We start from the raw sequence: 23,890 nt of genomic DNA on the forward strand, positions 1-23,890 counted from the left end.
TAAGTCGGGGAAGCCGTTTGACCCAAAACTGGCGCTTGCTCATTGAGGGTCAAGACGGTATCTACCTGGACCGAGTTTCTACGCGACCGAGCGGCGTCGCGGCCCTCCTGCCAAACAACCTATAACCATGTGAAATAGAACATTATTTGTAGGAGCTGACTTGTCTGCGAATAAGCCTGGTACGGGCTTCCGGCAGGCTCGGGTTTGACCCTATAGCCATGATCTGAATCGAGGGGCGACAGGTAGACCGCGTTGAATGGTCTTCGCTGACGAGTCAGCTCCTATCTGGACCGAGTTTCTACGCGACCGAGCGGCGTCGCGGCCCTCCTGCCAAACAACCTATAACCATGTGAAATAGAACATTATTTGTAGGAGCTGACTTGTCTGCGAATAAGCCTGGTACGGGCTTCCGGCAGGCTCGGGTTTGACCCTATAGCCATGATCTGAATCGAGGGGCGACAGGTAGACCGCGTTGAATGGTCTTCGCTGACGAGTCAGCTCCTATCTGGACCGAGTTTCTGCGCGACCGAGCGGCGTCGCGGCCCTCCTGTCGAACAACCTATAACCATGTGAAATAGAACATTATTTGTAGGAGCTGGCTTGTCTGCGAATAGGCCCGGTACGGGCTTCCGACAGGTTTGGGTTTGACCCCATAGCCATGATCACCTGCTGGCGGGTGCTGGATCGAGGGGCGGCATCTCCTACAAAACCAGTATCAACCTCAAATCAAAGGCATAAAAAAAGGCGTCCCGAGGGACACCTTTTTTATTTGGCTTCGATGCGTATTGCATCTCGCCTTGATCTTCAACCCATGTGCAACCTGAGTAGAATATGGTCGGGGTAAGGGGATTCGAACTCCTGACATCCTGCTCCCAAAGCAGGCGCGCTACCGGACTGCGCTATACCCCGGTTGAAACTTTAAAGACACCTCAACAAGCTGTCTTGCGACCTGACACTCATGGCATCAGATCTATAAGATTCGGCTTCAAAGATTACTTTGAAGCCAAAAATGGTGGGTCGTGTGGGATTCGAACCTACGACCAATTGGTTAAAAGCCAACTGCTCTACCAACTGAGCTAACGACCCAAAAATGGTCGGGGTAAGGGGATTCGAACTCCTGACATCCTGCTCCCAAAGCAGGCGCGCTACCGGACTGCGCTATACCCCGATAATACAGCTACATCTTGATGAAAATGGCTCCACGACCTGGACTCGAACCAGGGACCCAATGATTAACAGTCATTTGCTCTACCAACTGAGCTATCGCGGAACTATGCATTTCAGACGTAACTTCTACAACTACTGCGCTGAATTTACTGCTTATTTCAGCCTCAATGACCCGTTTGCATCGCTACGTTCGCGTCTCTGAGGCGCGCTATTCTACAATTTTAAAAAAGACTGTCAACCCTTAAAACTGCATTTAAGACAATGATTTGCGATTTTTTTCGGATAGCCCCGCTTACGCCCGATATCCCAGTTTCTTGCCCCTAACGCCGCGCTGATAAAAAGGCCCTCACGAGGAGGGCCCTTCTATATAGAGGCAACGAATGAATCAGACAAAAGCAATCTCGTCGCCAACCACGGTACCGGTCACGGTGGCACCAGGCAGGAAGTGCCCGGACAGAATCAACTGCGCCAACGGGTTTTCGATCCAGCGCTGTATCGCACGCTTCAGAGGCCGTGCGCCGTACACCGGGTCGTAACCCACCGCGATCAGTTTATCCAGCGCCTCGGCGCTCAGCTCAAGCTTCAGCTCGCGCTCAGCCAGACGACCACGCAAACGGCCTAGCTGAATGTTGGCGATGCCAGCAATCTGATCACGCGCCAATGGTTCGAACACCACGACTTCATCGATACGGTTGATGAACTCTGGACGGAAGTGCGAACTGACTGCGTCCATCACCGCAGCACGCTGTGCCTCGCGATCACCGACTAACTCCTGGATCTGCACCGAGCCCAGGTTGGAGGTCATCACGATCACGGTATTGCGGAAATCCACCGTGCGTCCGTGGCTGTCAGTCAGACGACCGTCCTCAAGTACCTGCAGCAACACGTTGAACACGTCCGGGTGAGCCTTTTCCACTTCATCCAGCAAGATCACTGAATAAGGCTTACGCCGCACGGCTTCGGTAAGGTAGCCGCCCTCTTCATAGCCCACGTAGCCCGGAGGCGCGCCGATCAGGCGAGCCACGGAGTGTTTCTCCATGAACTCGGACATATCGATGCGCACCATTGCCTCTTCCGTATCGAACAGGAACTCGGCCAGCGCCTTGCACAGCTCCGTCTTACCAACACCGGTAGGCCCGAGAAACAGGAACGAGCCGCTCGGACGATCCGGATCGGACAACCCGGCACGCGAACGCCGCACTGCGTTGGATACCGCGACCACGGCTTCGTCCTGGCCAATCACGCGTTGGTGCAACAGGCTTTCCATCTTCAGCAGCTTGTCGCGTTCGCCTTCGAGCATTTTCGAGACCGGGATCCCGGTCCACTTGGACACGACCTCGGCAATCTCTTCTTCGGTCACTTTGCTGCGCAGTAACTGGTTTTCGCTTTTGCCGTGCTGATCGACCATCTGCAGGCTGCGTTCCAGGTCAGGGATGATCCCGTACTGCAATTCCGCCATCCGATTCAGATCGCCACGACGACGGGCCGCTTCCAGTTCCTGACGCGACTGTTCGATTTTCTGCTGAATCTGCGCCGAACCTTGAACCTCGGCTTTTTCCGAAGTCCAGATCTCTTCGAGATCGGCGTACTCACGCTCAAGCCGGGCGATTTCCTCCTGAAGTTTCTCCAGACGTTTGATTGCGGCTTCGTCGTCTTCCTTTTTCAGGGCCTGGGATTCAACCTTGAGTTGAATCAGGCGCCGCTCAAGACGGTCGAGCACTTCCGGCTTGGAGTCGATTTCCATCCGAATACGGCTGGCCGCTTCGTCGATCAAGTCGATGGCCTTGTCCGGCAATTGACGATCAGTGATATAGCGATGGCTCAACTTGGCCGCCGCGATGATCGCGCCGTCAGTAATCGCAACCTTGTGGTGGACCTCGTAGCGCTCTTTCAAGCCACGCAGGATCGCGATGGTGTCTTCTTCGCTTGGCTCATCCACCAGCACTTTCTGGAAGCGCCGCTCGAGGGCCGCGTCCTTCTCTATATATTGACGGTATTCATTGAGCGTGGTCGCGCCAACGCAGTGCAGCTCGCCGCGAGCCAGCGCAGGCTTGAGCATGTTGCCTGCATCCATCGCGCCTTCGCCTTTACCGGCGCCGACCATGGTGTGCAGTTCATCAATGAACAGGATGATCTGACCTTCCTGCTTCGACAGCTCGTTCAGCAGCGCTTTCAACCGCTCCTCGAATTCACCACGGAACTTGGCGCCAGCAATCAGTGCGCCCATGTCTAGCGACAGTACACGCTTGCCTTTAAGGCCATCCGGCACTTCGCCGTTGACGATCCTTTGGGCCAGGCCCTCGACAATCGCGGTTTTACCCACGCCAGGCTCACCGATCAGCACCGGGTTGTTCTTGGTCCGGCGCTGCAGCACCTGAATGGTCCGACGAATTTCGTCATCACGACCGATCACTGGGTCGAGCTTGCCTTCTTCGGCGCGCTTGGTGAGGTCGATGGTGTATTTATCCAACGCCTGACGCGACTCCTCGACGTTGGCATCATTGACCGCCGCACCGCCACGCAGGTTGGTAATGGCGTTTTCAAGCGCCTTCTTACTGACGCCCTGGCCCAGCAAGAGTTTGCCAAGCTTGTTGTTCTCGTCCATTGCCGCCAGCAGCACCAACTCGCTGGAGATGAACTGATCACCCTTCTGCTGCGCCAGACGATCAGCCTGATTGAGCAGGCGCGCCAAATCCTGCGACATATTCACGTCGCCGGTAGGGTTCTGGATTTTCGGCAGTTGGTCGAGCTCTTTGCTCAACGCCTTGCGCAGGCTGTTGACGTCAAAGCCGACCTGCATCAGCAAGGGCCTGATCGTACCGCCCTGCTGTTCAAGCAGCGCTTGCATCAAGTGCGCCGGCTCAATGCCTGAATGGTCCAACCCCACAGCCAGGGACTGAGCATCAGATAAAGCCAACTGCAACTTGCTGGTTAACTGGTCTATACGCATTAGTTACCTTCCTTATTAAGCAGGCCGGAGCGATGGAGACACCTATAAAGAAAACCTGCTGGACTGCCCATTAGATGTGGTCGATTTTGCAGGATTCAAGCGCTGCTTGATTGACGTAAGTCAGCAATTATGATGAGTGAGCGTAGTCGACTCAGTCAATCCAGACCAGAGAGGCGAAACGACCGGTGCGAGCGCTCCGGCGATAGGAATAGAAGCGTGGATCATTGACTGTGCAGAAGCCGCCGCCATACACCGCCGTCACACCACATGCCGCCAGACGCAGACGCGCGAGGGCATAGATATCGGCCATGAAGCGACCGGCATTGAGGCTTGGCACAAATGCCAGGGCGGTTTCGGGGTGAGTACTTATAAAAGCCTCACGAACTTCCGGTCCAACTTCGAACGCTTGCGGACCGATGGCCGGGCCGAGCCAGACCAGAATGTCGTTCGCCGGCACTGCCAAACGATCGACCGTCGCCTCCAGTACGCCAGCCGCCAGACCACGCCAACCGGCATGGGCCGCCGCGACACGACTGCCCGCACGATCACAAAACAGCGCTGGCAAGCAGTCCGCGGTCATGATGGTGCACGCGACACCTGGGGTCATCGTCCAACTGGCGTCCGCTTCGACAACACAAAGAGGATCGGCGTGAGCAACGACGACACCGTGCACCTGACGTAGCCAGGCAGGCTGGATATTCAGGCTGGATGTCAGACGCTGGCGATTGGCAGCCACCGACTCTGGATTGTCATCGACGTGATCACCCAGATTGAAGCTGTCGAACGACGCCTGACTGACGCCGCCCGCACGGGTGGTGACGCACGACTTGACCCCTGCCGGCGCAGGCCAGTCAGGGATCAGCCAGTCCGTCACGAACGTGTTCACCCGATGAACGCCTCGCGATCCTGCTTCAGCAGCGACAACAGCCAGACAAAATCGTCTGGCAGCGGCGATTCCCACTTCATTCGCTTACCGGTCGTCGGATGATCCAGCTCCAGGAAACGCGCATGCAGCGCCTGACGCGGGAAATGTTTCAACGATTCGACCATGGTCACGCTGGCAGCCGGCGGAATACGGAAGCGCCCACCGTAGGCGGGATCACCGACCAACGGGAAGTTGATGTGCGCCATGTGCACCCGAATCTGGTGAGTACGACCGGTTTCCAGCTTGACCCTTACATGGGTGTGGGAACGGAAACGCTCAAGCACCCGGTAATGACTCACCGCCTGCTTGCCGCCTTCCATGACCGCCATGCGCTGACGCTGCTGGCCGTGACGGCCGATCGGTGCGTCGATCTTGCCACCTGCGGTGACAACACCGATGACGATGCATTCATAGATCCGGCTGACGCTGCGATTCTGCAACTGCGTCACCAACTGGGTCTGCGCCTGGATTGTCTTGGCCACCACCATCAGACCGGTGGTGTCCTTGTCCAGACGGTGCACGATGCCGGCACGCGGAACATTGACGATGTCCGGAAAGTGGTGCAGTAGAGCGTTAAGCAGCGTGCCATCGGCATGACCCACTGCTGGGTGAACCACCAAACCGGAAGGTTTGTTGATCACCATGATTTGATCGTCCTCGTAGACGATATCGAGCTCAATATCCTGCGCCACCCATTCACCTTGGGCTTCCTGCTCTGCGGACAGTTGCAGAACAGCGCCGCCATGAACGATGTCACGTGGGCGCAAAACGCCTCCGTCCACAGTCAGGCAGCCGTCTTTTATCCAGGCGGAAAGGCGCGAGCGCGAGTGCTCAGCGAATAATTGTGCGGCGACTTGATCGAGGCGTTGACCGCCCAATTCGGACGGCACCTCTGCGCGGAGTTCTATATTCTCGGACATGCTCAGACTAGGCTGCGGCGTAGCCTTTGGTTTCGGCTGCGCGCTTGTGGTTAAATACGGCGTCTTTTGCCCCGGTGGTTTCACGGGGCGCCCATCATAACAGGACGGCCCCGCCCAAGACAGCGGGCCGTCATAGGGACGCTAGCCGCCATGCAAGTGAAACACCTGCTGCTGATCGCCATCCTCGCACTCACCGCTGCCTGTTCATCGAAAGAAGTCATCGACGAAAATCTGAGCGAAGTCGAGCTGTACCAGCAGGCGCAGGCCGACCTGGACAACAACAACTACAACAGTGCAAGCAACAAGCTTAAGGCACTGGAGTCGCGTTATCCCTTTGGACGCTATGCCGATCAGGCACAGCTGGAGCTGATCTACGCCAACTATAAAAACGGTGAGCCGGAGGCTGCAAAGTCTGCCGCTGAACGTTTTATTCGTTTGCACCCACAGCACCCCAACGTCGACTACGCCTACTACCTGAAGGGCCTGACCTCCTTCGACCAGGACGTCGGCCTGCTGGCTCGCTTCCTGCCACTGGACATGACCAAGCGTGACCCGGGCGCTGCCCGCGACTCCTACAACGAGTTCGCCCAGCTCACCAGCCGCTACCCCAACAGCCGTTATGCGCCGGATGCCAAGCAGCGCATGATTTACCTGCGCAACCTGCTGGCCGCCTACGAGATCCACGTCGCGGACTACTACCTGACCCGTCATGCTTACGTTGCAGCCGCCAACCGTGGCCGCTACGTGGTCGAGAACTTCCAGGAAACGCCGTCCGTCGGCGATGGCCTGGCCGTGATGGTCGAGTCTTATCAGCATATGCACCTGGACGAACTGGCTGCCACCAGCCTGGAAGTCCTCAAGCTGAACTACCCGAACCATCCGAGCCTGGTCGATGGCCAGTTCGTGCCGCAGATCGCCGACGAGGACAACCGCTCTTGGCTGTCGAAGGTCACCCTGGGCTTGATCGAAACCAACACACCATTGCCGCCAGGCGAAACTCGCGCCAACCAGGACGTGCTCAAACAGTACCAGGATGCCAAGGACGCGATTCCTTCGGAATTGCTGCCTGCCAATCAGGACGAGGTCGACGAGCAGAATCATCAAGCGGAAGGCAACAGCAAAGACCGCTCGTGGTTCAGCTACATGACGCTGGGTATTTTCGACTGATTCAGCCGTATTGAAAAAAGAGACCTTCGGGTCTCTTTTTTTATTGGGCATTTCTCCGCTGTGCGCCTGACAGCGCCTTGGCTACACTGCCGAATCTTCAATCAGAAAGCTGGTAGTCATGGTTCGCTTACTTTTGTGGGTCGTTTTAATCGGGGCCGCGGTGTACTTCTTCAAACGCATGGGTAAACGCTCTGCGCCAGACAGGAAGACTGAGCCACCTGAAATTGCTGCCGAGCCCATGGTCCGTTGCGCCCACTGCGGCGTCCATCTACCCCGCGACCGTGCGCTGAGCCTGGAATCGAACGTGGGGAAACAGTGGTACTGCAGCCAGACGCACATGGAACAAGGCCCAGGCTCTCGTGACCGCTGAAACACTCTCACTGAGCGGCAATCAGGCCCAGCGTATCCTGCGGCTTTATCACCTTTATCGCTTGGTCATCGGCATCACGCTGGTCCTGATGATCTCCAGCAATCTGGACGATGACCTATTGGAGCTGGCCAACCCGATCTTTTTTCGGACCGGTTGCTGGCTGTATCTGGTGTTTAATATTCTGGTCGTCGTGCTGCTGGACAGGCCGAACAACGCTGCACAGACATTCAGCCTGGCGCTGGCCGATGCCGTGATGCTTTCGGCGTTGTTCTACGCAGGCGGCGGCGCGCCCAGCGGCATCGGCAACCTGCTGATCGCATCGGTCGCCATCAGCAACATATTGCTGCGAGGGCGTACCGGGCTGTTGATTGCTGCGGTTGCAGCCATCGGGATCATTTACCTGACGTTCTATCTGAGCTTCGATCGACCGTCGGCGTACAACCACTATCTCCAGGCTGGCTCGCTTGGCGCCATGTGCTTTGCCGCCGCGTTGTTGGTGCAGGCACTGACCCATCGCCTGCACCTTAGCGAGTCGCTGGCAAAAGAACGCGCGGCAGATGTCAACAACCTCGAAGAACTCAACGCGCTGATCCTGCAACGCATGCGAACCGGCATTCTGGTGCTCGACGCCCAGCGTCAGGTGCTGCTGGCCAATCACGGCGCCCTGACCCTGCTGGGCCAGGAACACTTGATCGGCAAAACCATCGACGACTATTCCCCACAACTGGTCGACCGGCTGCAGCAATGGCAGATCAACCCGATGTTGCGCCCGCAGAGCATTGCGACGTCCGCACTCGGGCCTGTGCTGCAACCGAGCTTCATCGCCCTCAATCGCGACGAGCGGCGTCACACACTGGTCTTTCTCGAAGACCTGTCGCAGATCTCCCAGCAGGCCCAGCAACTCAAGCTTGCCGCATTAGGCCGCCTGACCGCCGGGATCGCCCACGAAATTCGCAATCCACTGGGCGCCATCAGCCATGCCGCCCAGTTGCTCAAGGAGTCAGAGGACCTGACGGCGCCTGATCAGCGCTTGGGCCAGATCATCCACGATCAATCGCGGCGGATGAACCTGGTGATTGAAAACGTCTTGCAACTGTCTCGCCGTCGTCAGGCCGAGCCGCAGCGGCTCGATGTCAGACGCTGGCTGGAGCCGTTTATCAGCGACTTTCGCAGTGCCGCCGCAGCCAACCAGCAGTTGCATGTCGACATCGGCATTGGGACCCTGACGACGCGCATGGACCCCGAGCAGCTGACGCAGGTGCTGACCAACCTGCTGCAAAACGCATTGCGGTATAGCGCCAAGGTCAATGAACGGGCGCAAGTCTGGCTAAAACTGTGTCACGATCCGATCAGCGACTTGCCGATCCTGGAAGTGCTCGACGACGGCCCCGGCGTGGCCAGCGAGCATCTGACGAGGATTTTCGAACCTTTCTTCACCACGGAAAACAAAGGCACCGGCCTGGGCCTTTATATTTCCCGCGAGCTGTGCGAAAGCAATCAAGCACATCTGGATTACAGTCCTCGAGAAGGTGGCGGGAGCTGTTTCCGCATCACCTTCGCCCATCCGCTCAAACTGAGTTGAACATGAGCCCACGGCAAAAAATCCTGATCGTCGACGATGAACCGGATATCCGCGAACTTCTGGAGATCACGCTGGGGCGGATGAAGCTCGACACCCGCAGCGCACGCAACGTCAAAGAAGCGCGCGACTGGCTGCTGCGCGAGCCTTTCGACCTGTGCCTGACCGACATGCGCATGCCCGATGGCAACGGCCTGGAGTTGGTGCAGCACATCCAGCAACGTCACCCCCAGGTGCCGGTGGCGATGATTACAGCGTATGGCAGCCTCGACACCGCGATCAATGCACTCAAAGCCGGGGCCTTCGACTTTTTGACCAAACCGGTGGACCTCACCCTCCTCCGCGAACTGGTGACCAGCGCCCTGCGCCTGCACCCCCCGACCCCATCTGACAGCAGCAGCATCGACAGCCGCTTACTCGGCAACTCGCCGCCCATGCGTGCGCTGCGCAACCAGATCAGCAAACTGGCCCGCAGTCAGGCGCCGATCTACATCAGTGGCGAGTCGGGCAGCGGCAAAGAGCTGGTGGCGCGCTTGATTCACGAGCAGGGTCCGCGCATCAGCCGACCCTTTATTCCGGTCAACTGCGGCGCCATTCCCACAGAACTCATGGAGAGTGAGTTCTTTGGCCATCGCAAAGGCAGCTTCAGCGGCGCGGTGGAGGACAAGCCCGGATTGTTCCAGGCTGCCAATGGCGGGACGCTGTTCCTTGATGAAGTCGCGGACCTGCCGCTGGCCATGCAGGTCAAACTGCTGCGCGCGATCCAGGAGAAAGCCGTGCGCTGCGTGGGTGGACAGCAAGAGTTGGTGGTGGACGTGCGCATTCTTTGCGCGACCCACAAAGACCTGAGCGCCGAAGTCGCTGCCGGGCGTTTCCGCCAGGATTTGTACTACCGCCTGAACGTCATCGAGCTGCGCGTACCGTCCTTGCGCGAGCGCCGGGAAGACATCGGCCAACTCGCCGACAACGTCCTCCGACGCTTGGCCGATGGCTCGGGCCAGCCCGCGGCGAAGCTCAACGCGCACGCGCTGGAGACCCTGAAAAGCTATCGATTCCCCGGCAATGTGCGCGAGCTTGAAAACATACTCGAACGCGCCTACACCCTGTGCGACAACGACCAGATCGACGCCAGCGACCTGCGCCTGGCCGACTCACCCAGCACCCACGACCCGGATGGCCCCAATCTGGCCGAGATCGACAACCTGGAAGATTACCTGGAAAGCGTCGAACGCAAACTCATTCTCCAGGCCCTGGAAGAAACCCGCTGGAACCGCACCGCCGCCGCCCAACGCCTGAACCTGACGTTTCGGTCCATGCGCTATCGGCTGAAGAAACTGGGGCTGGATTGACGGATTCCACGCTGTCGCGCAGCAACCTCGGTCAATTGTAGGAGCTGCCGAAGGCTGCGATTGGCCACCAAACGACAGCGCCCCGAATACACATAAAGGTCGTTCCGACCTTATCGCAGCCTTCGGCAGCTCCTACATGAAGCAGCCCGGCACCTCAGCCCACCAATCTTCCATCCGGCGCATACGGCGCAGCATCGATAATCGGCTCACGGTCGGACAACAGGTCCGCCAGTAGCTGACAAGACGCTGGCGCCAGCACCAGACCGTTGCGGAAATGCCCGCAGTTCAGCCACAACCCGTCAAACCCGGGCACAGGCCCGATGTAGGGGATGCCTTCAGGCGAGCCAGGACGCAGCCCCGCCCAATGCCCCACAACCTCAGCGTCCGCCAGTGCCGGGATCAGCTCAACGGCTGAGGCCTTCAGGCTCTCCAATGCAATGTCCGTGGTGGTTTTGTCGAAGCCCTCATATTCCAGCGTGCTGCCGACGAGGATGTGCCCGTCACGTCGCGGAATCGCGTAGCGACCCTTGGCAAGGATCATCCGAGGCAGGAAGTCCGAGGCGCACTTGTACAGGATCATCTGGCCCTTGACCGGCTCCACCGGCAGGTCCAGGCCAAGCGTCTTGAGCAGCTCACCACTCCAGGCCCCCGCCGCCAGCACCACGCGATCGCCGAGCACGTCACCGGCAGCCGTGTGGACGCCAAGCACCTTGTCGCCTTCGCGGATAAAACCACTGACTTCGCACTGCTCATGAAGCGTGACGTTGGGTAGCGCCAGCAAGGCCGCTTTCAGCGATTTCACCAGACGCGGGTTACGCACGTTGGCGACGTTGGCCATGTAAATCGCCCGCGAATACCCCTCGCCTAGCACCGGCACCGCCGCGTAAGCCGCCGAAATATCCACCGCACTCAACGGCCGGTTTTCCCGAACCGCCCACTCCAGTGCTTCTTTTTCATCATCCAGATCGAGCCAATACAGGCCGGTCGTATGCACCTCGGGATCGATGTCCGTGGCCGCAAACAAACGCTCGGCCAATTGCGGATAAAAATCCTGCGACCAATGCGCCAACGCAGTCACCGCCGGGCTATAGCGCCAAGGGTAAAGCGGCGAAACAATACCGCCACCGGCCCAGGACGACTCCTGACCGACATCGGCACGATCAAGCAAAACAACGCTTTCTACCTCGGCCGCGAGAGTGAACGCGGTCAACAGACCGATCACCCCACCGCCGACGATCACTACTTGCTGCTTTGACATCTTGGACTCGATACAAAAAGAAAAGGGTTAACGGCTCCAGCACAGCAGGGTTAGTGAGGCTAACGCTGCAGGAGAAGTAGGCACGGCAGGCATGCTCGCAATACTGCGTGCGCCAGTATTGGTGATAACAAAACTGCCACATTTGTCGCCGTCCATCATTGCACCTTGGATGGGGGCGGCGGTCAGAGTGAAGTCTTGTGCATCGCGGACGGGGGCAATAGTGTAATAAGTGTTTCCTGCGGAGATCACGAGGGCTACTGCAGCCGGACCGGTAACATTGGAATATTGCCCATTACGCGAATAAAACCGCTCAAGGATCTGTGCCTGCTCGGAGAGCAATCCGGCGATTTCCGAGCGATGGGTTTTCTTCACGTACTCCGTGTAGCTGGGATAAGCGATAGCCGCCAGGATGCCAACTATCGCGACGACAATCATCAGTTCTATCAGGGTGAAGCCCTTACTCTGTCTACGCATAAAGCCTCTTAATTACTGAATTTGTCGCCACATGGTACGCCGATTGAAAACACCGCCAAGTTCCGTCTGCGGCGCTGGAAACATCAGGTTTTGAGTGCCCGATGAGTTGCTGACAGACCCCGACAGGTTCGGCACCCCCCCGCTGAACATGATGCCACTGGTGATCGAGTCACTGCTATCGACCACTCGATCGCCCGTGGTATCCAGCACAGCATGATCGAGCATGGCGCCGCTGACCGCGTCGATATCCACGAATCGCCCAGAACCCGAGCTTGAACAGGGGTCCGCTGTGTCGATGATCGCAGTGGTGAAAAACAACCTACCAAAGCTTAATTGAGCCTGATAGAGCACCCGCTCACCGGCCAAAACACCACTCACCACCAACGGCAGGTAGAACCCTTTCTTGGTTGTGTAGTCAACGGGGGTCTTGCTGGTGGTGAAGTATTGACTGCCTGCCCCTGTAGTCCCTGTAATCGACTGTGCTTGAAGCTGGCTTTCGCCATAGCTGGCACTTGCACCGTCGTTGTCCAGGACGGCGTAGAAAGCCTGGCGAGCCGTGCTGGTTTTATCGGCGACCTCACTGAGCTTCCCGGTCCCGAAATACACGAGGTACCCAAGAGAAGGCAGGTTACCAATCACCGGCTGGGCCGTAATCGGTTGACTCGTGCCTCCCGGCGCGATGAACAACGGCGTGCTGGAGAACGAGATCCCGCTGGCTGGCGCACTACTGGTAAAGTCGAACTTCCACATCTGCCCTTTCAAGTCACCACCATAAGCGTACTGCACCACGCTCTGGGCATTGACCCGCAACTTCACCGAGCTCAGGCCATTACCGCCAGTGCTATCGACAATGATTTTCCTGATCAGAGAACCGTCGCGGATATCCACCACATATAACGCCGCTACGCCGGTGCTACTGCCATAACCGTTACCAATGAACGCCGCCCAGCGTCCGTCTGCCAGCTGCGCAACTTCAGGCTTGGCATAGGCGTAACCCAAATCATTGAAAGCATTAGCCGTGTTAGCGACATCTGGCGCACGAATCTCCCACAATGCAGTGATCGCGTTGCCTGCCGTCCCGTCGTACAGCTGAATAGCATAGAACGCCTTGCCGCCGGCTCCTACGCCGCCGATAGCGAGGGTTTTCCAGGCGGTACCGAGCCTAGCATCGACAATGGATATCTGGCCGTCGGCGAGGAACTTGTGGGTCACACCATTGATGTAGGCGGGGTCTGCGACATAATGCAAATTGTTCAGCACGCTCGACGGCATATAGGCATAACGTCGAGTGCCGTTGCTGGGGTCGATCACATTGACTAAACCATCGTTGGCATTGACCACCAGACTCGGACTCATGCCTGCCAATTTCTTATCCAGGAAAGCCGAATAACTGGTATCACCGGTGCCGTCCGAGGCGGTGGCGTCGTTCGGAGACGCATACATAAGCCGTGAGTTGACAATGTCGCCCAACAGCACCGTGCGCACTTTTAAGCCACTCTTGTTAGTGCCCTTGCTCCACTCGATCAAGTCGCTGCCGTTAGTCCCCGTCGGTAAATTGAGGGTAGCTTGCTGGGCAATAGAGAAGTTGCTATAGGCCAAGGTAATTGCGGCATTGGAGGTGGTATTCCACGACTGATAGGTCGGACTGATGCCTGGGACAATCGTCGTGTCGGTCGTCCAGCTAGGCGTCGTACTGACCGAACCATCCGTGTTGAAGTTGAATGCCTTGATCGTGCCACGCCAATCGGTGGAGTCATACACCGACGTATAGGTCTGGGAGGTGCTGGATAAGTTCGACGAACTGACTGCCCCGCCGCCACCCGAACCCGCCTTGGAGGTGATTTCGTTCAACGCTGATGAGAGCGCCGCGTTCAAACCTGCGCTGTCAGTGGCCTGATAGTAAGTGCCACGCCCATAACGCGCGGCATCGGACAGCATTTGGTTCGCCGCCGTAAAACCTACAGTGTAGGTAGACAGGTTCTGCGTGGGATAATCCACCGAATCCCAACTCTTCCCGGCGGCATCATTACCAGTGGAGCGCAGATCAATGTCATACGCGAACTTGGCAATGTCATCCAGGTACAGCGTGTCACCTTCGTTATCGCCACTCAGATTGACACCGTCATTCGCGCTGTTACCGTCCCAGTTGGGCAGCCTGCTTCCGCCCAACGGGTCGTTGGTTGGAAACGTACGATCATAGGTAGGCAGACCGTCGGTGATTACCACGCCGTAGTTTTTCTGACAGCGATACTGAATTGGGCTGGTGTAGGTACTCGGTGTCGAGTTATAAAAGGGCGTCATACCACGGAAGTAACGAGTGATCTCATAGTAGGTTTCGGCGAGTGGCGTGTTGGCGATAGCGCCCAGACCATTGATCGCGGAAATCAGTGCGTTGTAATTCGCATCGGCCTGGGTTTGAGTGACAGAGCCTGTGACCACCGACAAATCACTAATTGACCGGGTGATATTACCGCCGGGGCCCGAGTTACCACTAATAGGGGGGTTAAAGGAGCCCAGACCAATGCGCAAGTTGCGGTTGCTGGTGACCAGTGCAGAGGACACGTTACGTGCAACGTTGATCCGGTAGTCATTGGGGATCGAACCGTCGGTGTAGTCTTTCTTCAAGGTGGTCATCAACCCAATCAGATAGGCAATGTACCGTGTTGAAATACGCGTGTTACCACTGCCCACAGGGTCCGGCAGCTTGAGGCAGTACACGCTGGCGCTACCGCTGGTCGAGAGTTTGAATCCGTCATAACCCGTCGTACAGGTACCCTGATTCAAGGTATTGAGGAATTGATTTTCACTGGTCATGTCCAGCGCGACGAGGCTGAGGCTGCTGCAGTTGCTATTCGAACCGCAGTTATAGACTTGTGTTTGAGTCGCAGTCTGATCAAAGCCTGTCGCCCGAATCAGGTTGTTCATACTTCCTGAGTTATCCACTAACAGAATCACGTTTGGTGTCACTGACCCCGCACTCAACAGTGGCGAGTCCGAGGGGGTGAACGCGTAGGCGGGCGTGGCCAGGTACAGACCAAAAAACACGCCCGCAAGTAAATAACCAAATCGCGACTGAGACACGTTAAGCCCCACTTCTTTTCTTGACATAAATACTCTCAAGCACAGTCCGCGAATTGCCTTGAATGCCCACGCCGGTTAGCCGGAAAAAGGTCCAACGAGTATTAACGTCCAAGCCCCCGGTGTAGATGTTGGCTGGAGTTCCTACTGTCGTGCCCACTGATTGTATTGAGTAAAAACCATTACCCGTCGCCACCCAGGTCACCCCTGAAACGCTGCTTGCTCCCGCCGCCACAACAGTGCTTGAGTCCGATGGAGGTACACACAAGGGGGGGACGCATACGGCTTTGGCGTAAGTGCTGACTTGCACCAGCGTCTCGGCGGTGCGCAAGGCAGACTCGGCGAACTGGAATGATTCGTTGCGCAGCTTCACGCTCCCAGACATCTTTTCTTGCAGGGTGGCATTCTGCATTGACGAGATACCGATCAAGGTCAATAGCAGCAAAAATACCAAACTGACCAGCAGTGCCATACCCTGTTGCGCCCCGCCATTGAGTTCGGCAGGGACGCGGTCAAAATTTTTCATATTGATCCCCTTACCTGAGCCTGTTACGCAAGGCAACAACTACGTTGAACGTCTGATTCCTGACCTTGTTGGTCGGGTCAGTCAGTGTCATGGTCAGACGCACACTGCGGATCAATGCTGGATTGCTCGGGCTGGTGGAGTAGCTGGTCGCCACTGTGTCCGATGCCGAGTTGGCGATACCGAAGGAAACGCTGAAGGCGCTGACATTGTTCACCAGTGCCGATTGATTACCGGCCGGACCGAGAAATATCTGGTTGTTCTTGTAGGTGTAAACCAGCTTCCTGATTGGCATTGCTATCTGGCCACTAACTGGGGCCCGAACGCCAGTGTAGGCGGTGGAAGAAGTCAGACAATCCGAGACAATGCTCCAGGTCGGAGTGCCTCCATTTAAACCAACGTCAGCCGTGACCAACGTCAAAATCTGTTTGGCATTGTCCCAGCTGATCGGGGTAAAGGACGCCGCTGCAAAATCATTGGCGGTACTTGAGTCCTTGATCGTCGATGCCGACAAGCAGCCGAACATGCCCACCATACGAATTTCCTGAAGCATCTTGCTGAAGACAAAACGTGCATCCTCCTGCATGCCGGCCGAAACGGTCTGGTTTACAAAAGTAGTTTTAGTCGAGAGGAATATTTGCGTGATGCCTAGGACGACGATCAACCCGAGAGTCAGCGCCACCATAATTTCAATCAGGCCAAAACCCTTGGACAGCTTATTCATAACCCGCTCCACACGGTCGAGGTACCACTGACCAAGGTGAATGTTTGCAGGGTGCCGGCAACATTGGCCGCCCGTGAGTCATTCCAAGTGATGGTGATAGTGACTACACCCGCCGCTACGAAAATAGAGCCGTCCGCCCCAGTGCCAGCGAAGTTTTTCACATTGGTAGCAAAGTCGAACCAGTCCTGGTTTCGTATTGCGCCACTGGTGAACGACGTCGGGGCCGAAGCCAGAGACGCTAGCGCATAATCCGCTGCGGGATTCGAACAGGGGTTTTGCAGAGCATTCGAACATGGATTCGCACGAATCCGATCCATCATGTCGTACGCAATGAAACTTGCCTGACTACTCATCGTCGAGCTGTCGGTGTATTTCAAAGAGTTGAGTTGCAGGGCCGCGGCCCCAAGCAATCCGATAGCCAGAATTAGCACCGAGACGAGCACTTCAATCAAGCCGATTCCGGTCTGGGTGCGCCGGTTCCCATAAACCATTAACAACTTCCGCCCAAAACAATCCGTCCATTCAAGCAAGCACTCACGGTCTGAGTGATGTTCCCTAACGCGTAGGTCATGACTAGCGAAACGGCCGGTGCTGCCAGACCGCCCAGACTATTGAAGTCGATAGCGGCGATAGCGGCGATACTCTCGGGCGAAACTGTAACTGTTGCCCCACCGCTCATGGCCGATACGACACGCAGGGGCACGGTTGGGCTCGACACCAGCACAATCTGCAACTGGGTATTCCAGGCCGTGCCCGTGCTGGGCGTGATACGAGTACTAACCCCACGATTGATCGCCTCCATCCGCGCATAGTTGAGCGCGCGCTGCAAATCGCTGACCTCGCTGTCGGCCTTGGAATTCTGAATCGAACTCTGAAAGTTCGGCACAGCAATCGCCGCCAGTATCCCGACGACCGACACAGTGACTAACAATTCAATCAGGCTAAAGCCCTTGGAGCGGTGGCGCATTGGGTGTCTCCTTGACGACCTGACTATAAGGCAGCACTGCGACGCGAAAATCTACAGCTAGATGTACGGTTATTTAACAGGGATGAGCGCCCGGACGGCGCTCGACACCCCATTTCCAGGAAGGAAGCCCCACATGAAGCAAACAGGTTTTAGCCTCATCCAACTACTGACAGGGATCACGCTGATCGCGATTGTCGCCCAGTTTGCCGTTCCGGGGTTTGCTCAGTTGATTGAAGCCCAGCGTCGTGATGACGCAGCCCGGCAGTTGGCCAGCGGAATGCGCTCAGCACGCACCGAAGCGATCATGCGCAATCAGGTGGTGTTGATCCATGCGATAGACGATGACTGGAGTCTGGGCTGGCGGATTATTGTCGACCACAACGGTGCCGGTGCGGGAGACGAGAGTAATCCGGTGCTGGTGGAGCGGGCGAGCAGCGGGAAAGTCCCTATTGTCGGCAATACCCCGGTGAAGCGCTTTGTACGCTTCAACGGATTGGGGGCGCCACTGCATGCGAGTGGCGGCTTTTTGGCCGGGACGCTCCACGTTTGCGACGCGAAACAATCTGCCAGTTACTACCAGGTGGCGCTGTCGAAAACCGGGCGGGTCAGTCTCAGAAGCAACAAAACCGAAAATAAGCTTTGCCGCCCGGTATAGCACTCAAAGCAACGACTTCACCCGCAGTTCCTTGGGCATCGAGAACGTGACGTTCTCTTCACGGCCAACCAGCTCATCAGCGCCGGTTGCACCCCAGGCGTGCAGTTGCTGAATTACGCCGCGCACCAGCACTTCCGGGGCCGAGGCGCCCGCAGTGATGCCGATCCGCGCGACGCCATCAAACCAGCTGCGTTGCAGGTCTTCCGCGCCGTCGATCAGGTAGGCCGGTGTGGACATGCGTTCCGCCAGCTCGCGCAGGCGGTTGGAGTTGGAACTGTTCGGGCTGCCGACCACTAACACCACGTCGCACTCGTCTGCCAGTTGCTTGACCGCGTCCTGGCGGTTTTGCGTGGCGTAGCAGATGTCGTCCTTGCGTGGGCCGCCAATGCTCGGGAAGCGCGTGCGCAGGGCATCGATGACGCGACTGGTGTCGTCCATGGACAACGTCGTCTGGGTCACGAACGCCAGGCTTTCCGGGTTGCGCACTTGCAGGTTGGCGACATCATCTTCGTCTTCGACCAGGTAAATCGCCCCGCCGTTGCTGGCGTCGTATTGGCCCATGGTGCCTTCGACTTCCGGGTGTCCGGCATGGCCGATCAGGATGCACTCGCGACCGTCACGGCTGTAGCGCGCAACCTCGATGTGCACCTTGGTCACCAGCGGGCACGTGGCGTCGAACACTTTCAAGCCACGACCAGAGGCCTCGGTGCGCACGGCCTGGGACACGCCGTGGGCGCTGAAAATCACGATGACGTCGTCCGGCACCTGATCCAGCTCTTCGACGAAGATCGCGCCACGTGCACGCAGGTCTTCGACGACGAATTTGTTGTGAACCACTTCATGGCGCACATAAATCGGCGGGCCAAACACTTCAAGGGCGCGGTTGACGATTTCGATCGCACGGTCAACGCCCGCGCAGAAGCCACGTGGGTTGGCGAGTTTGATTTGCATGCGGTGCCTCGTGTCTACGCGCAGGAAAACAGGACGTTCAACCGGCCCGACCGAAGCCGGGCACAGGTTGGCTCTAGAAGATCAGAGCGCTTTGACCTCGAAGATTTCCACTTCGAAACTCAGCGTCTTGCCAGCCAACGGGTGATTGAAGTCGATGGTCACTTGAGCATCGTCGAACGCTTTGACCACGCCCGGCAGCTCAGTATTGGCCGCGTCGTTGAAGATCACCAGCAGGCCTTCGGACAGCTCCATGTTCTGGAACTGCGAACGCGGGATGATCTGCACGTTTTGCGGGTTAGGCTGACCAAAAGCGTTTTCCGGCAACACTTCGACGGTGCGTTTGTCGCCGGCCTTGAAGCCGAACAATGCCATTTCGAAACCCGGCAACAGGTTGCCGTCGCCGACCTTGAAGGTCGCAGGCGCCTTGTCGAAGGTACTGTCGACGGTGTCGCCGTTCTCCAGGCGCAGGGCGAAATGCAAGGTGACTTCCGTGTTCTGGCCGATGCGTTGCTCAACCAATAACTGCTCAGTCATGAACGGGTTCTCCGGACTTTTTACTTTTGAACATATCCAGCGCCAACATGACCGCGCCGACGGTAATCGCGCTATCGGCAACGTTGAACGCCGGGAAATACCAGCGGTTCTGCCAATGCACCAGAATGAAATCGATCACATGACCCAACACAATGCGGTCATAGAGGTTGCCAAGGGCGCCCCCCAATACCAGCGCCAGCGCCATGGCCAACCAGGTTTCGCCCGGGCCCAGGCGTTTGAGCCAGACCACCAGCACCGAGCTGACCACTACCGCGATCAACGCGAACAACCAACGCTGCCAGCCGGAGCTGTCAGCGAGGAAGCTGAACGCAGCGCCGGTGTTGTAGGCCAGGGTCCAGCTGAAGTAATCCGGTATCACGACAATTTGCTGATACAACGTCAGCCCATGCTCGAAATAGAACTTGCTGGCCTGGTCAATGACCAGTACCAGCACGCTCAACCAGAGCCAGCTCAGACGGCCGATACGGCTCGCCGTGCCCGCATTAGGCATAGTGACGCACCTCGCCCTTGCCGCTGATGTTGTCTACACAACGACCGCAGATTTCCGGGTGCTCCGGATCGACACCCACATCTTCGCGGTGATGCCAGCAACGGGCGCATTTCGCGTGCCCGGACTTGACCACTTTGAGCTTCAGACCGCTGACTTCGGTGACGACGGCATCGGCCGGCGCATCGAGCAGAGGTGCAACAGTGGCCGTGGAGGTGATCAGCACGAAGCGCAATTCGTTGCTCAGCTTCGACAAGTCGGTGACCAGCGAGTCTTCAGCATACAAGGTGACTTCAGCCTGTAGGTTGCCACCAATCGCTTTGGCTGCACGCAGGTTTTCCATCTCTTTGTTGACCGCGACTTTGACCGCCATGATCCGCTCCCAGTAGGCGCGATCCAGCTCGAAGTCTTCCGGCAATTCGCTGAGGCCTTCGTACCAGGTGTTGAGCATCACCGATTCGTTGCGCTCGCCCGGCAGGTACTGCCACAGCTCGTCGGCGGTGAAGGCCAGGATCGGAGCGATCCAGCGCACCAGCGCTTCGGAGATGTGGAACAGCGCGGTCTGGCAAGAGCGACGCGCGGTGCTGTCGGCCGCCGTGGTGTATTGGCGATCCTTGATGATGTCGAGGTAGAAACCGCCCAGCTCCTGCACGCAGAAGTTGTGCACCTTGGAGTAAACGTTCCAGAACCGGTATTCGCCGTAATGCTCTTGCAGCTCGCGTTGCAGCAGCGCGGCACGGTCAACCGCCCAACGATCCAGCGCCAGCATTTCTTCGGCCGGCAGGATGTCGGTGGCCGGGTTGAAGCCGGTCAGGTTGGAAAGCAGGAAGCGCGCTGTGTTACGGATACGCCGGTAGGCGTCCGCGCTGCGTTGCAGGATCTGGTCGGAAACCGCCATTTCGCCCGAGTAGTCGGTGGCAGACACCCACAGACGCATGATATCGGCGCCCAAGGAGTCATTGACCTTCTGCGGCGCAACGACGTTGTTCAGCGACTTGGACATCTTGCGACCGTTCTCGTCGACGACGAAACCGTGGGTCAGCAATTCGCGGTACGGCGCGTGGTTGTCGATGGCACAACCGGTCAACAGCGACGAGTGGAACCAGCCACGGTGTTGATCCGAACCTTCCAGGTACAGGTCAGCGCGCGGGCCGGTTTCGTGGCCCATCGGATGCGAGCCGCGCAGGACGTGCCAGTGCGTGGTGCCGGAATCGAACCAGACGTCCAGAGTGTCGGAGATCTTGTCGTACTTCGACGCTTCGTCACCGAGCAGCTCGGATGCGTCCATTTTGAACCAGGCTTCGATGCCTTCCTGTTCGACGCGCTGGGCAACTTCTTCCATCAGCTCGACGGTACGCGGGTGCAGCTCGCCGCTTTCCTTGTTCAGGAAGAACGGGATCGGCACGCCCCAGTTACGTTGACGCGAGATGCACCAGTCCGGGCGGTTGGCGATCATCGAATGCAGACGCGCCTGACCCCAGGCCGGGATGAACGCGGTCTCTTCAATAGCCTTTACGGCACGCTCACGCAAGGTGGCGCCCGTGATCGGCTGCTTGTCCATGCCAACGAACCACTGCGCCGTTGCGCGGTAGATCAGCGGCGTCTTGTGGCGCCAGCAGTGCATGTAGCTGTGGCTGATAATTTCGGTATGCAACAGGCTGCCGACTTCCGCCAGCTTGTCGACGATGTTCTGGTTGGCCTTGAAGATGAACTGGCCACCAAAAAACTCCAGCGAGTCGACATACACACCGTTGCTCTGCACCGGGCTGATGATGTCGTCGTTGGTCAGGCCGTAACTTTTGCTGATCACAAAGTCGTCGACGCCATAGGCGGGCGAGCAGTGAACCACACCGGTACCGGCGCTCAATTCGACGTAGTCAGCCAGGTACACCGGCGACAGACGATCATAGAACGGGTGACGGAAATTGATCAGTTCCAGCGCCTGGCCTTGAGCGGTGGCGATCACCGAACCTTGCAGGTTGTAGCGTGCAAGGCAGGACTCGACCAGTTCTTCGGCCAGCAGCAGCAGTTTGTCGCCGACATCGACCAGGGCGTAGGTGAACTCAGGGTGGACGTTCAGCGCCTGGTTGGCCGGGATGGTCCACGGTGTCGTGGTCCAGATCACGACGGAGGTCGGTTTGCTCAGTTCAGCCAGGCCGAACGCCGCCGCCAGCTTCGCTTCATCAGCGATCGGGAACGCCACGTCGATGGTTGGGGATTTTTTGTCGGCGTATTCGACTTCAGCTTCAGCCAGGGCCGAGCCACAGTCAAAACACCAGTTGACCGGTTTCAAACCCTTGAACACGAAACCGCCCTTGACCATTTCAGCCAGCGCGCGGATTTCCCCGGCTTCGTTGGCAAAATCCATGGTGCGGTAAGGGTTGCTCCAGTCGCCCAGCACGCCAAGCCGGATGAATTCGGCTTTTTGCCCTTCGATCTGCTCGGCAGCGTAGGCACGGCACAGCTCACGCGTCTTGTCGGCGGTCAGGTTTTTGCCGTGGGTGACTTCGATTTTGTGCTCGATTGGCAGACCGTGGCAGTCCCAACCCGGAACATAAGGCGCGTCGAAACCCGAAAGGGTTTTCGAGCGGATGATCATGTCCTTGAGAATCTTGTTTACGGCGTGACCGATGTGAATATTGCCGTTGGCATAGGGAGGACCGTCGTGCAGAACGAACTTTGGACGATCCTTGCCAATTTCGCGCAGCTTCTGGTACAGGCCAATGCTGTCCCAGCGCTGCAGAGTTTGCGGCTCGCGCTGGGGCAGGCCGGCCTTCATTGGGAAGGCGGTGTCCGGAAGGTTTAGCGTGGCTTTATAGTCGGTCATTTAAGGCTCTTAATTAGCGATTAGCGCTACTTATGTTACTGGCGCCAATGGGCACGGGCGGCGGCGACATCCGCATTGATCGCCGTCTTCAGCGCCTCCAGAGAGGCGAAACGCTGCTCATCACGCAGCTTTTGGTGGAAAGCCACCGTCAAACGCCGGCCATAGAGATCACCGGTAAAATCCAGAATATGTATTTCCAGGTGGGCACTGCCATCACCTGACACGGTCGGACGCACGCCAATATTGGCGACACCCGGCCATGTTTTGCCATCAATTTCCGTACTGACCAGATAAACCCCGGTCAACGGTACTCGACGACGTTTGAGCTGTACGTTGGCGGTGGGCGTACCCAACTGCCGAGCCAGTTTCTGGCCATGCAAGACCCGTCCGGCAATCTGAAACGGGCGACCCAGCAAACGTTCGGCCAGGACGAAATCCGCCGCAGCCAAGGCATCACGAACTTTGGTGCTGCTGACCCGAACCCCGCCTATTTCAACAGTCTGCGCCGCTTCTACAGTGAACCCTTGGGCCACGCCCGCTTGCTGCAGAAAATCGAAATCGCCGAGCCGATCACACCCGAAACGGAAATCGTCGCCGACTTCCAGATGCTGCACGCCCAGGCCGCCGACGAGAATCGTGTCGACGAACTCGGCGGCACTGAGCTTCCTCAGGCGCTGATTGAAGGCCAGGCATAACACCAGGTCCACGCCCTCACCTGCCAATAACTCGAGCTTGTCACGCAAACGTGTCAGGCGCGCAGGTGCGGTGTCGGGTGCAAAAAACTCACGCGGTTGCGGTTCAAAAATCACCACGCAGCTGGGCACGCCCAACTCGACCGCTCGCTCACGCAGGCGCGCCAGAATAGCCTGGTGGCCACGGTGAACACCGTCAAAGTTGCCAATAGTGGCGACACAGCCCCGATGCAGGGGGCGCAGATTGTGGAGGCCTCGAACCAGCTGCATAA

General features: G+C 57.7%; 19 protein-coding genes, 4 tRNA genes and 1 pseudogene. 5 read left to right on the plus strand and 19 right to left on the minus strand.

Annotated elements, in window-relative coordinates; all coding sequences use genetic code 11:
- Nucleotides 1–832 precede the first annotated feature (832 nt).
- The 7 genes from K0F75_RS14565 to rluD form a co-directional block, all read right to left on the minus strand.
- Nucleotides 833–909: transfer RNA gene (locus tag K0F75_RS14565), tRNA-Pro, on the minus strand.
- A 101-nt stretch (nt 910–1,010) separates the two neighbouring features.
- A tRNA-Lys gene (locus K0F75_RS14570) sits at nt 1,011–1,086 on the minus strand.
- Nucleotides 1,087–1,091: 5 nt separating this feature from the next.
- Nucleotides 1,092–1,168 (minus strand) — tRNA-Pro (locus K0F75_RS14575).
- A 26-nt stretch (nt 1,169–1,194) separates the two neighbouring features.
- Nucleotides 1,195–1,270, minus strand: a tRNA-Asn gene (locus K0F75_RS14580).
- A 282-nt stretch (nt 1,271–1,552) separates the two neighbouring features.
- Entirely contained in the window at nt 1,553–4,117 is a 2,565-nt protein-coding gene (clpB, locus tag K0F75_RS14585) for an ATP-dependent chaperone ClpB (RefSeq protein WP_219062581.1), read from the minus strand.
- 151 nt (nt 4,118–4,268) lie between these two features.
- Nucleotides 4,269–4,991, minus strand: a complete 723-nt coding sequence (gene pgeF / locus K0F75_RS14590; protein WP_219062804.1) for a peptidoglycan editing factor PgeF — start codon at nt 4,989–4,991, stop codon at nt 4,269–4,271.
- Between the two features lie 8 nt (nt 4,992–4,999).
- Entirely contained in the window at nt 5,000–5,962 is a 963-nt protein-coding gene (rluD, locus tag K0F75_RS14595; RefSeq protein WP_219062582.1) for a 23S rRNA pseudouridine(1911/1915/1917) synthase RluD, read from the minus strand.
- 150 nt (nt 5,963–6,112) lie between these two features.
- On the opposite strand from rluD, the gene K0F75_RS14600 reads away from it, so the two are divergent.
- The 4 genes from K0F75_RS14600 to K0F75_RS14610 all read left to right on the plus strand — a co-directional run bounded on the left by K0F75_RS14600 (nt 6,113) and on the right by K0F75_RS14610 (nt 10,427).
- Nucleotides 6,113–7,129: an outer membrane protein assembly factor BamD gene (locus tag K0F75_RS14600; RefSeq protein WP_219062583.1), complete on the plus strand. Its 1,017-nt coding sequence runs from the start codon at nt 6,113–6,115 to the stop codon at nt 7,127–7,129.
- Between the two features lie 118 nt (nt 7,130–7,247).
- Nucleotides 7,248–7,499: a PP0621 family protein gene (locus K0F75_RS25785; RefSeq protein WP_257604388.1), complete on the plus strand. Its 252-nt coding sequence runs from the start codon at nt 7,248–7,250 to the stop codon at nt 7,497–7,499.
- On the plus strand, nt 7,489–9,081 hold the full coding sequence (locus K0F75_RS14605) for a PAS domain-containing sensor histidine kinase (RefSeq protein WP_219062584.1): 1,593 nt from the start codon (nt 7,489–7,491) through the stop codon (nt 9,079–9,081). The genes K0F75_RS25785 and K0F75_RS14605 overlap by 11 nt, the downstream gene beginning before the upstream one ends.
- Before the next feature lie 2 nt (nt 9,082–9,083).
- Nucleotides 9,084–10,427, plus strand: a complete 1,344-nt coding sequence (locus K0F75_RS14610; RefSeq protein WP_219062585.1) for a sigma-54 dependent transcriptional regulator — start codon at nt 9,084–9,086, stop codon at nt 10,425–10,427.
- Between the two features lie 154 nt (nt 10,428–10,581).
- Here K0F75_RS14610 and thiO read toward each other — a convergent pair whose 3' ends face one another.
- From thiO to K0F75_RS14645, 7 genes are read right to left on the minus strand one after another with little or no spacing between them, the layout of a single operon-like run.
- The gene (gene thiO / locus K0F75_RS14615; RefSeq protein WP_219062586.1) at nt 10,582–11,685 is read right to left on the minus strand and encodes a glycine oxidase ThiO; all 1,104 of its coding nucleotides are present in this window, start codon (nt 11,683–11,685) and stop codon (nt 10,582–10,584) included.
- Nucleotides 11,686–11,712: 27 nt separating this feature from the next.
- Nucleotides 11,713–12,159 (minus strand): type IV pilin protein, encoded by a 447-nt coding sequence (locus K0F75_RS14620; RefSeq protein WP_219062587.1) that lies wholly within the window; start codon nt 12,157–12,159, stop codon nt 11,713–11,715.
- Between the two features lie 12 nt (nt 12,160–12,171).
- Nucleotides 12,172–15,267 carry a pilus assembly protein gene (locus K0F75_RS14625; protein WP_219062588.1) on the minus strand — a complete coding sequence of 1,032 codons (3,096 nt, stop codon included), beginning with the start codon at nt 15,265–15,267 and terminating at the stop codon, nt 12,172–12,174.
- The gene (locus K0F75_RS14630; protein WP_219062589.1) at nt 15,242–15,763 is read right to left on the minus strand and encodes a PilX N-terminal domain-containing pilus assembly protein; all 522 of its coding nucleotides are present in this window, start codon (nt 15,761–15,763) and stop codon (nt 15,242–15,244) included. Before K0F75_RS14630 ends, K0F75_RS14625 begins: the two co-directional genes overlap by 26 nt.
- Nucleotides 15,764–15,773: 10 nt before the next feature.
- On the minus strand, nt 15,774–16,484 hold the full coding sequence (locus K0F75_RS14635; protein WP_219062590.1) for a PilW family protein: 711 nt from the start codon (nt 16,482–16,484) through the stop codon (nt 15,774–15,776).
- Nucleotides 16,481–16,975 (minus strand): type IV pilus modification protein PilV, encoded by a 495-nt coding sequence (gene pilV, locus K0F75_RS14640; RefSeq protein WP_219062591.1) that lies wholly within the window; start codon nt 16,973–16,975, stop codon nt 16,481–16,483. The genes K0F75_RS14635 and pilV overlap by 4 nt, the downstream gene beginning before the upstream one ends.
- Entirely contained in the window at nt 16,975–17,451 is a 477-nt protein-coding gene (locus K0F75_RS14645) for a GspH/FimT family pseudopilin (RefSeq protein ID WP_219062592.1), read from the minus strand. The genes pilV and K0F75_RS14645 overlap by 1 nt, the downstream gene beginning before the upstream one ends.
- 133 nt (nt 17,452–17,584) lie before the next feature.
- Between K0F75_RS14645 and K0F75_RS14650 the strand changes: the two are divergent.
- A pseudogene (locus K0F75_RS14650) lies at nt 17,585–18,156 on the plus strand (GspH/FimT family pseudopilin).
- Here the strand turns inward: K0F75_RS14650 and ispH are convergent.
- The 5 genes from ispH to ribF all read right to left on the minus strand — a co-directional run bounded on the left by ispH (nt 18,110) and on the right by ribF (nt 23,888).
- Nucleotides 18,110–19,057, minus strand: a complete 948-nt coding sequence (gene ispH, locus K0F75_RS14655) for a 4-hydroxy-3-methylbut-2-enyl diphosphate reductase (protein WP_219062593.1) — start codon at nt 19,055–19,057, stop codon at nt 18,110–18,112. The pseudogene K0F75_RS14650 and the gene ispH overlap by 47 nt on opposite strands.
- 81 nt (nt 19,058–19,138) lie before the next feature.
- Complete coding sequence (locus tag K0F75_RS14660) at nt 19,139–19,591, minus strand: peptidylprolyl isomerase (protein ID WP_219062594.1); 453 nt, start codon at nt 19,589–19,591, stop codon at nt 19,139–19,141.
- Complete coding sequence (gene lspA / locus K0F75_RS14665; protein ID WP_219062595.1) at nt 19,584–20,102, minus strand: signal peptidase II; 519 nt, start codon at nt 20,100–20,102, stop codon at nt 19,584–19,586. Before lspA ends, K0F75_RS14660 begins: the two co-directional genes overlap by 8 nt.
- Nucleotides 20,095–22,926, minus strand: coding sequence for an isoleucine--tRNA ligase (ileS, locus tag K0F75_RS14670; protein WP_219062596.1), 2,832 nt, complete (start codon nt 22,924–22,926; stop codon nt 20,095–20,097). The genes lspA and ileS overlap by 8 nt, the downstream gene beginning before the upstream one ends.
- Nucleotides 22,927–22,961: 35 nt before the next feature.
- The gene (gene ribF, locus K0F75_RS14675; protein ID WP_219062597.1) at nt 22,962–23,888 is read right to left on the minus strand and encodes a bifunctional riboflavin kinase/FAD synthetase; all 927 of its coding nucleotides are present in this window, start codon (nt 23,886–23,888) and stop codon (nt 22,962–22,964) included.
- Nucleotides 23,889–23,890 lie beyond the last annotated feature (2 nt).

The sequence above is a fragment of the Pseudomonas sp. UMAB-08 genome (assembly GCF_900095225.1).
In the GTDB taxonomy this organism is placed as follows: Bacteria; Pseudomonadota; Gammaproteobacteria; order Pseudomonadales; family Pseudomonadaceae; genus Aquipseudomonas.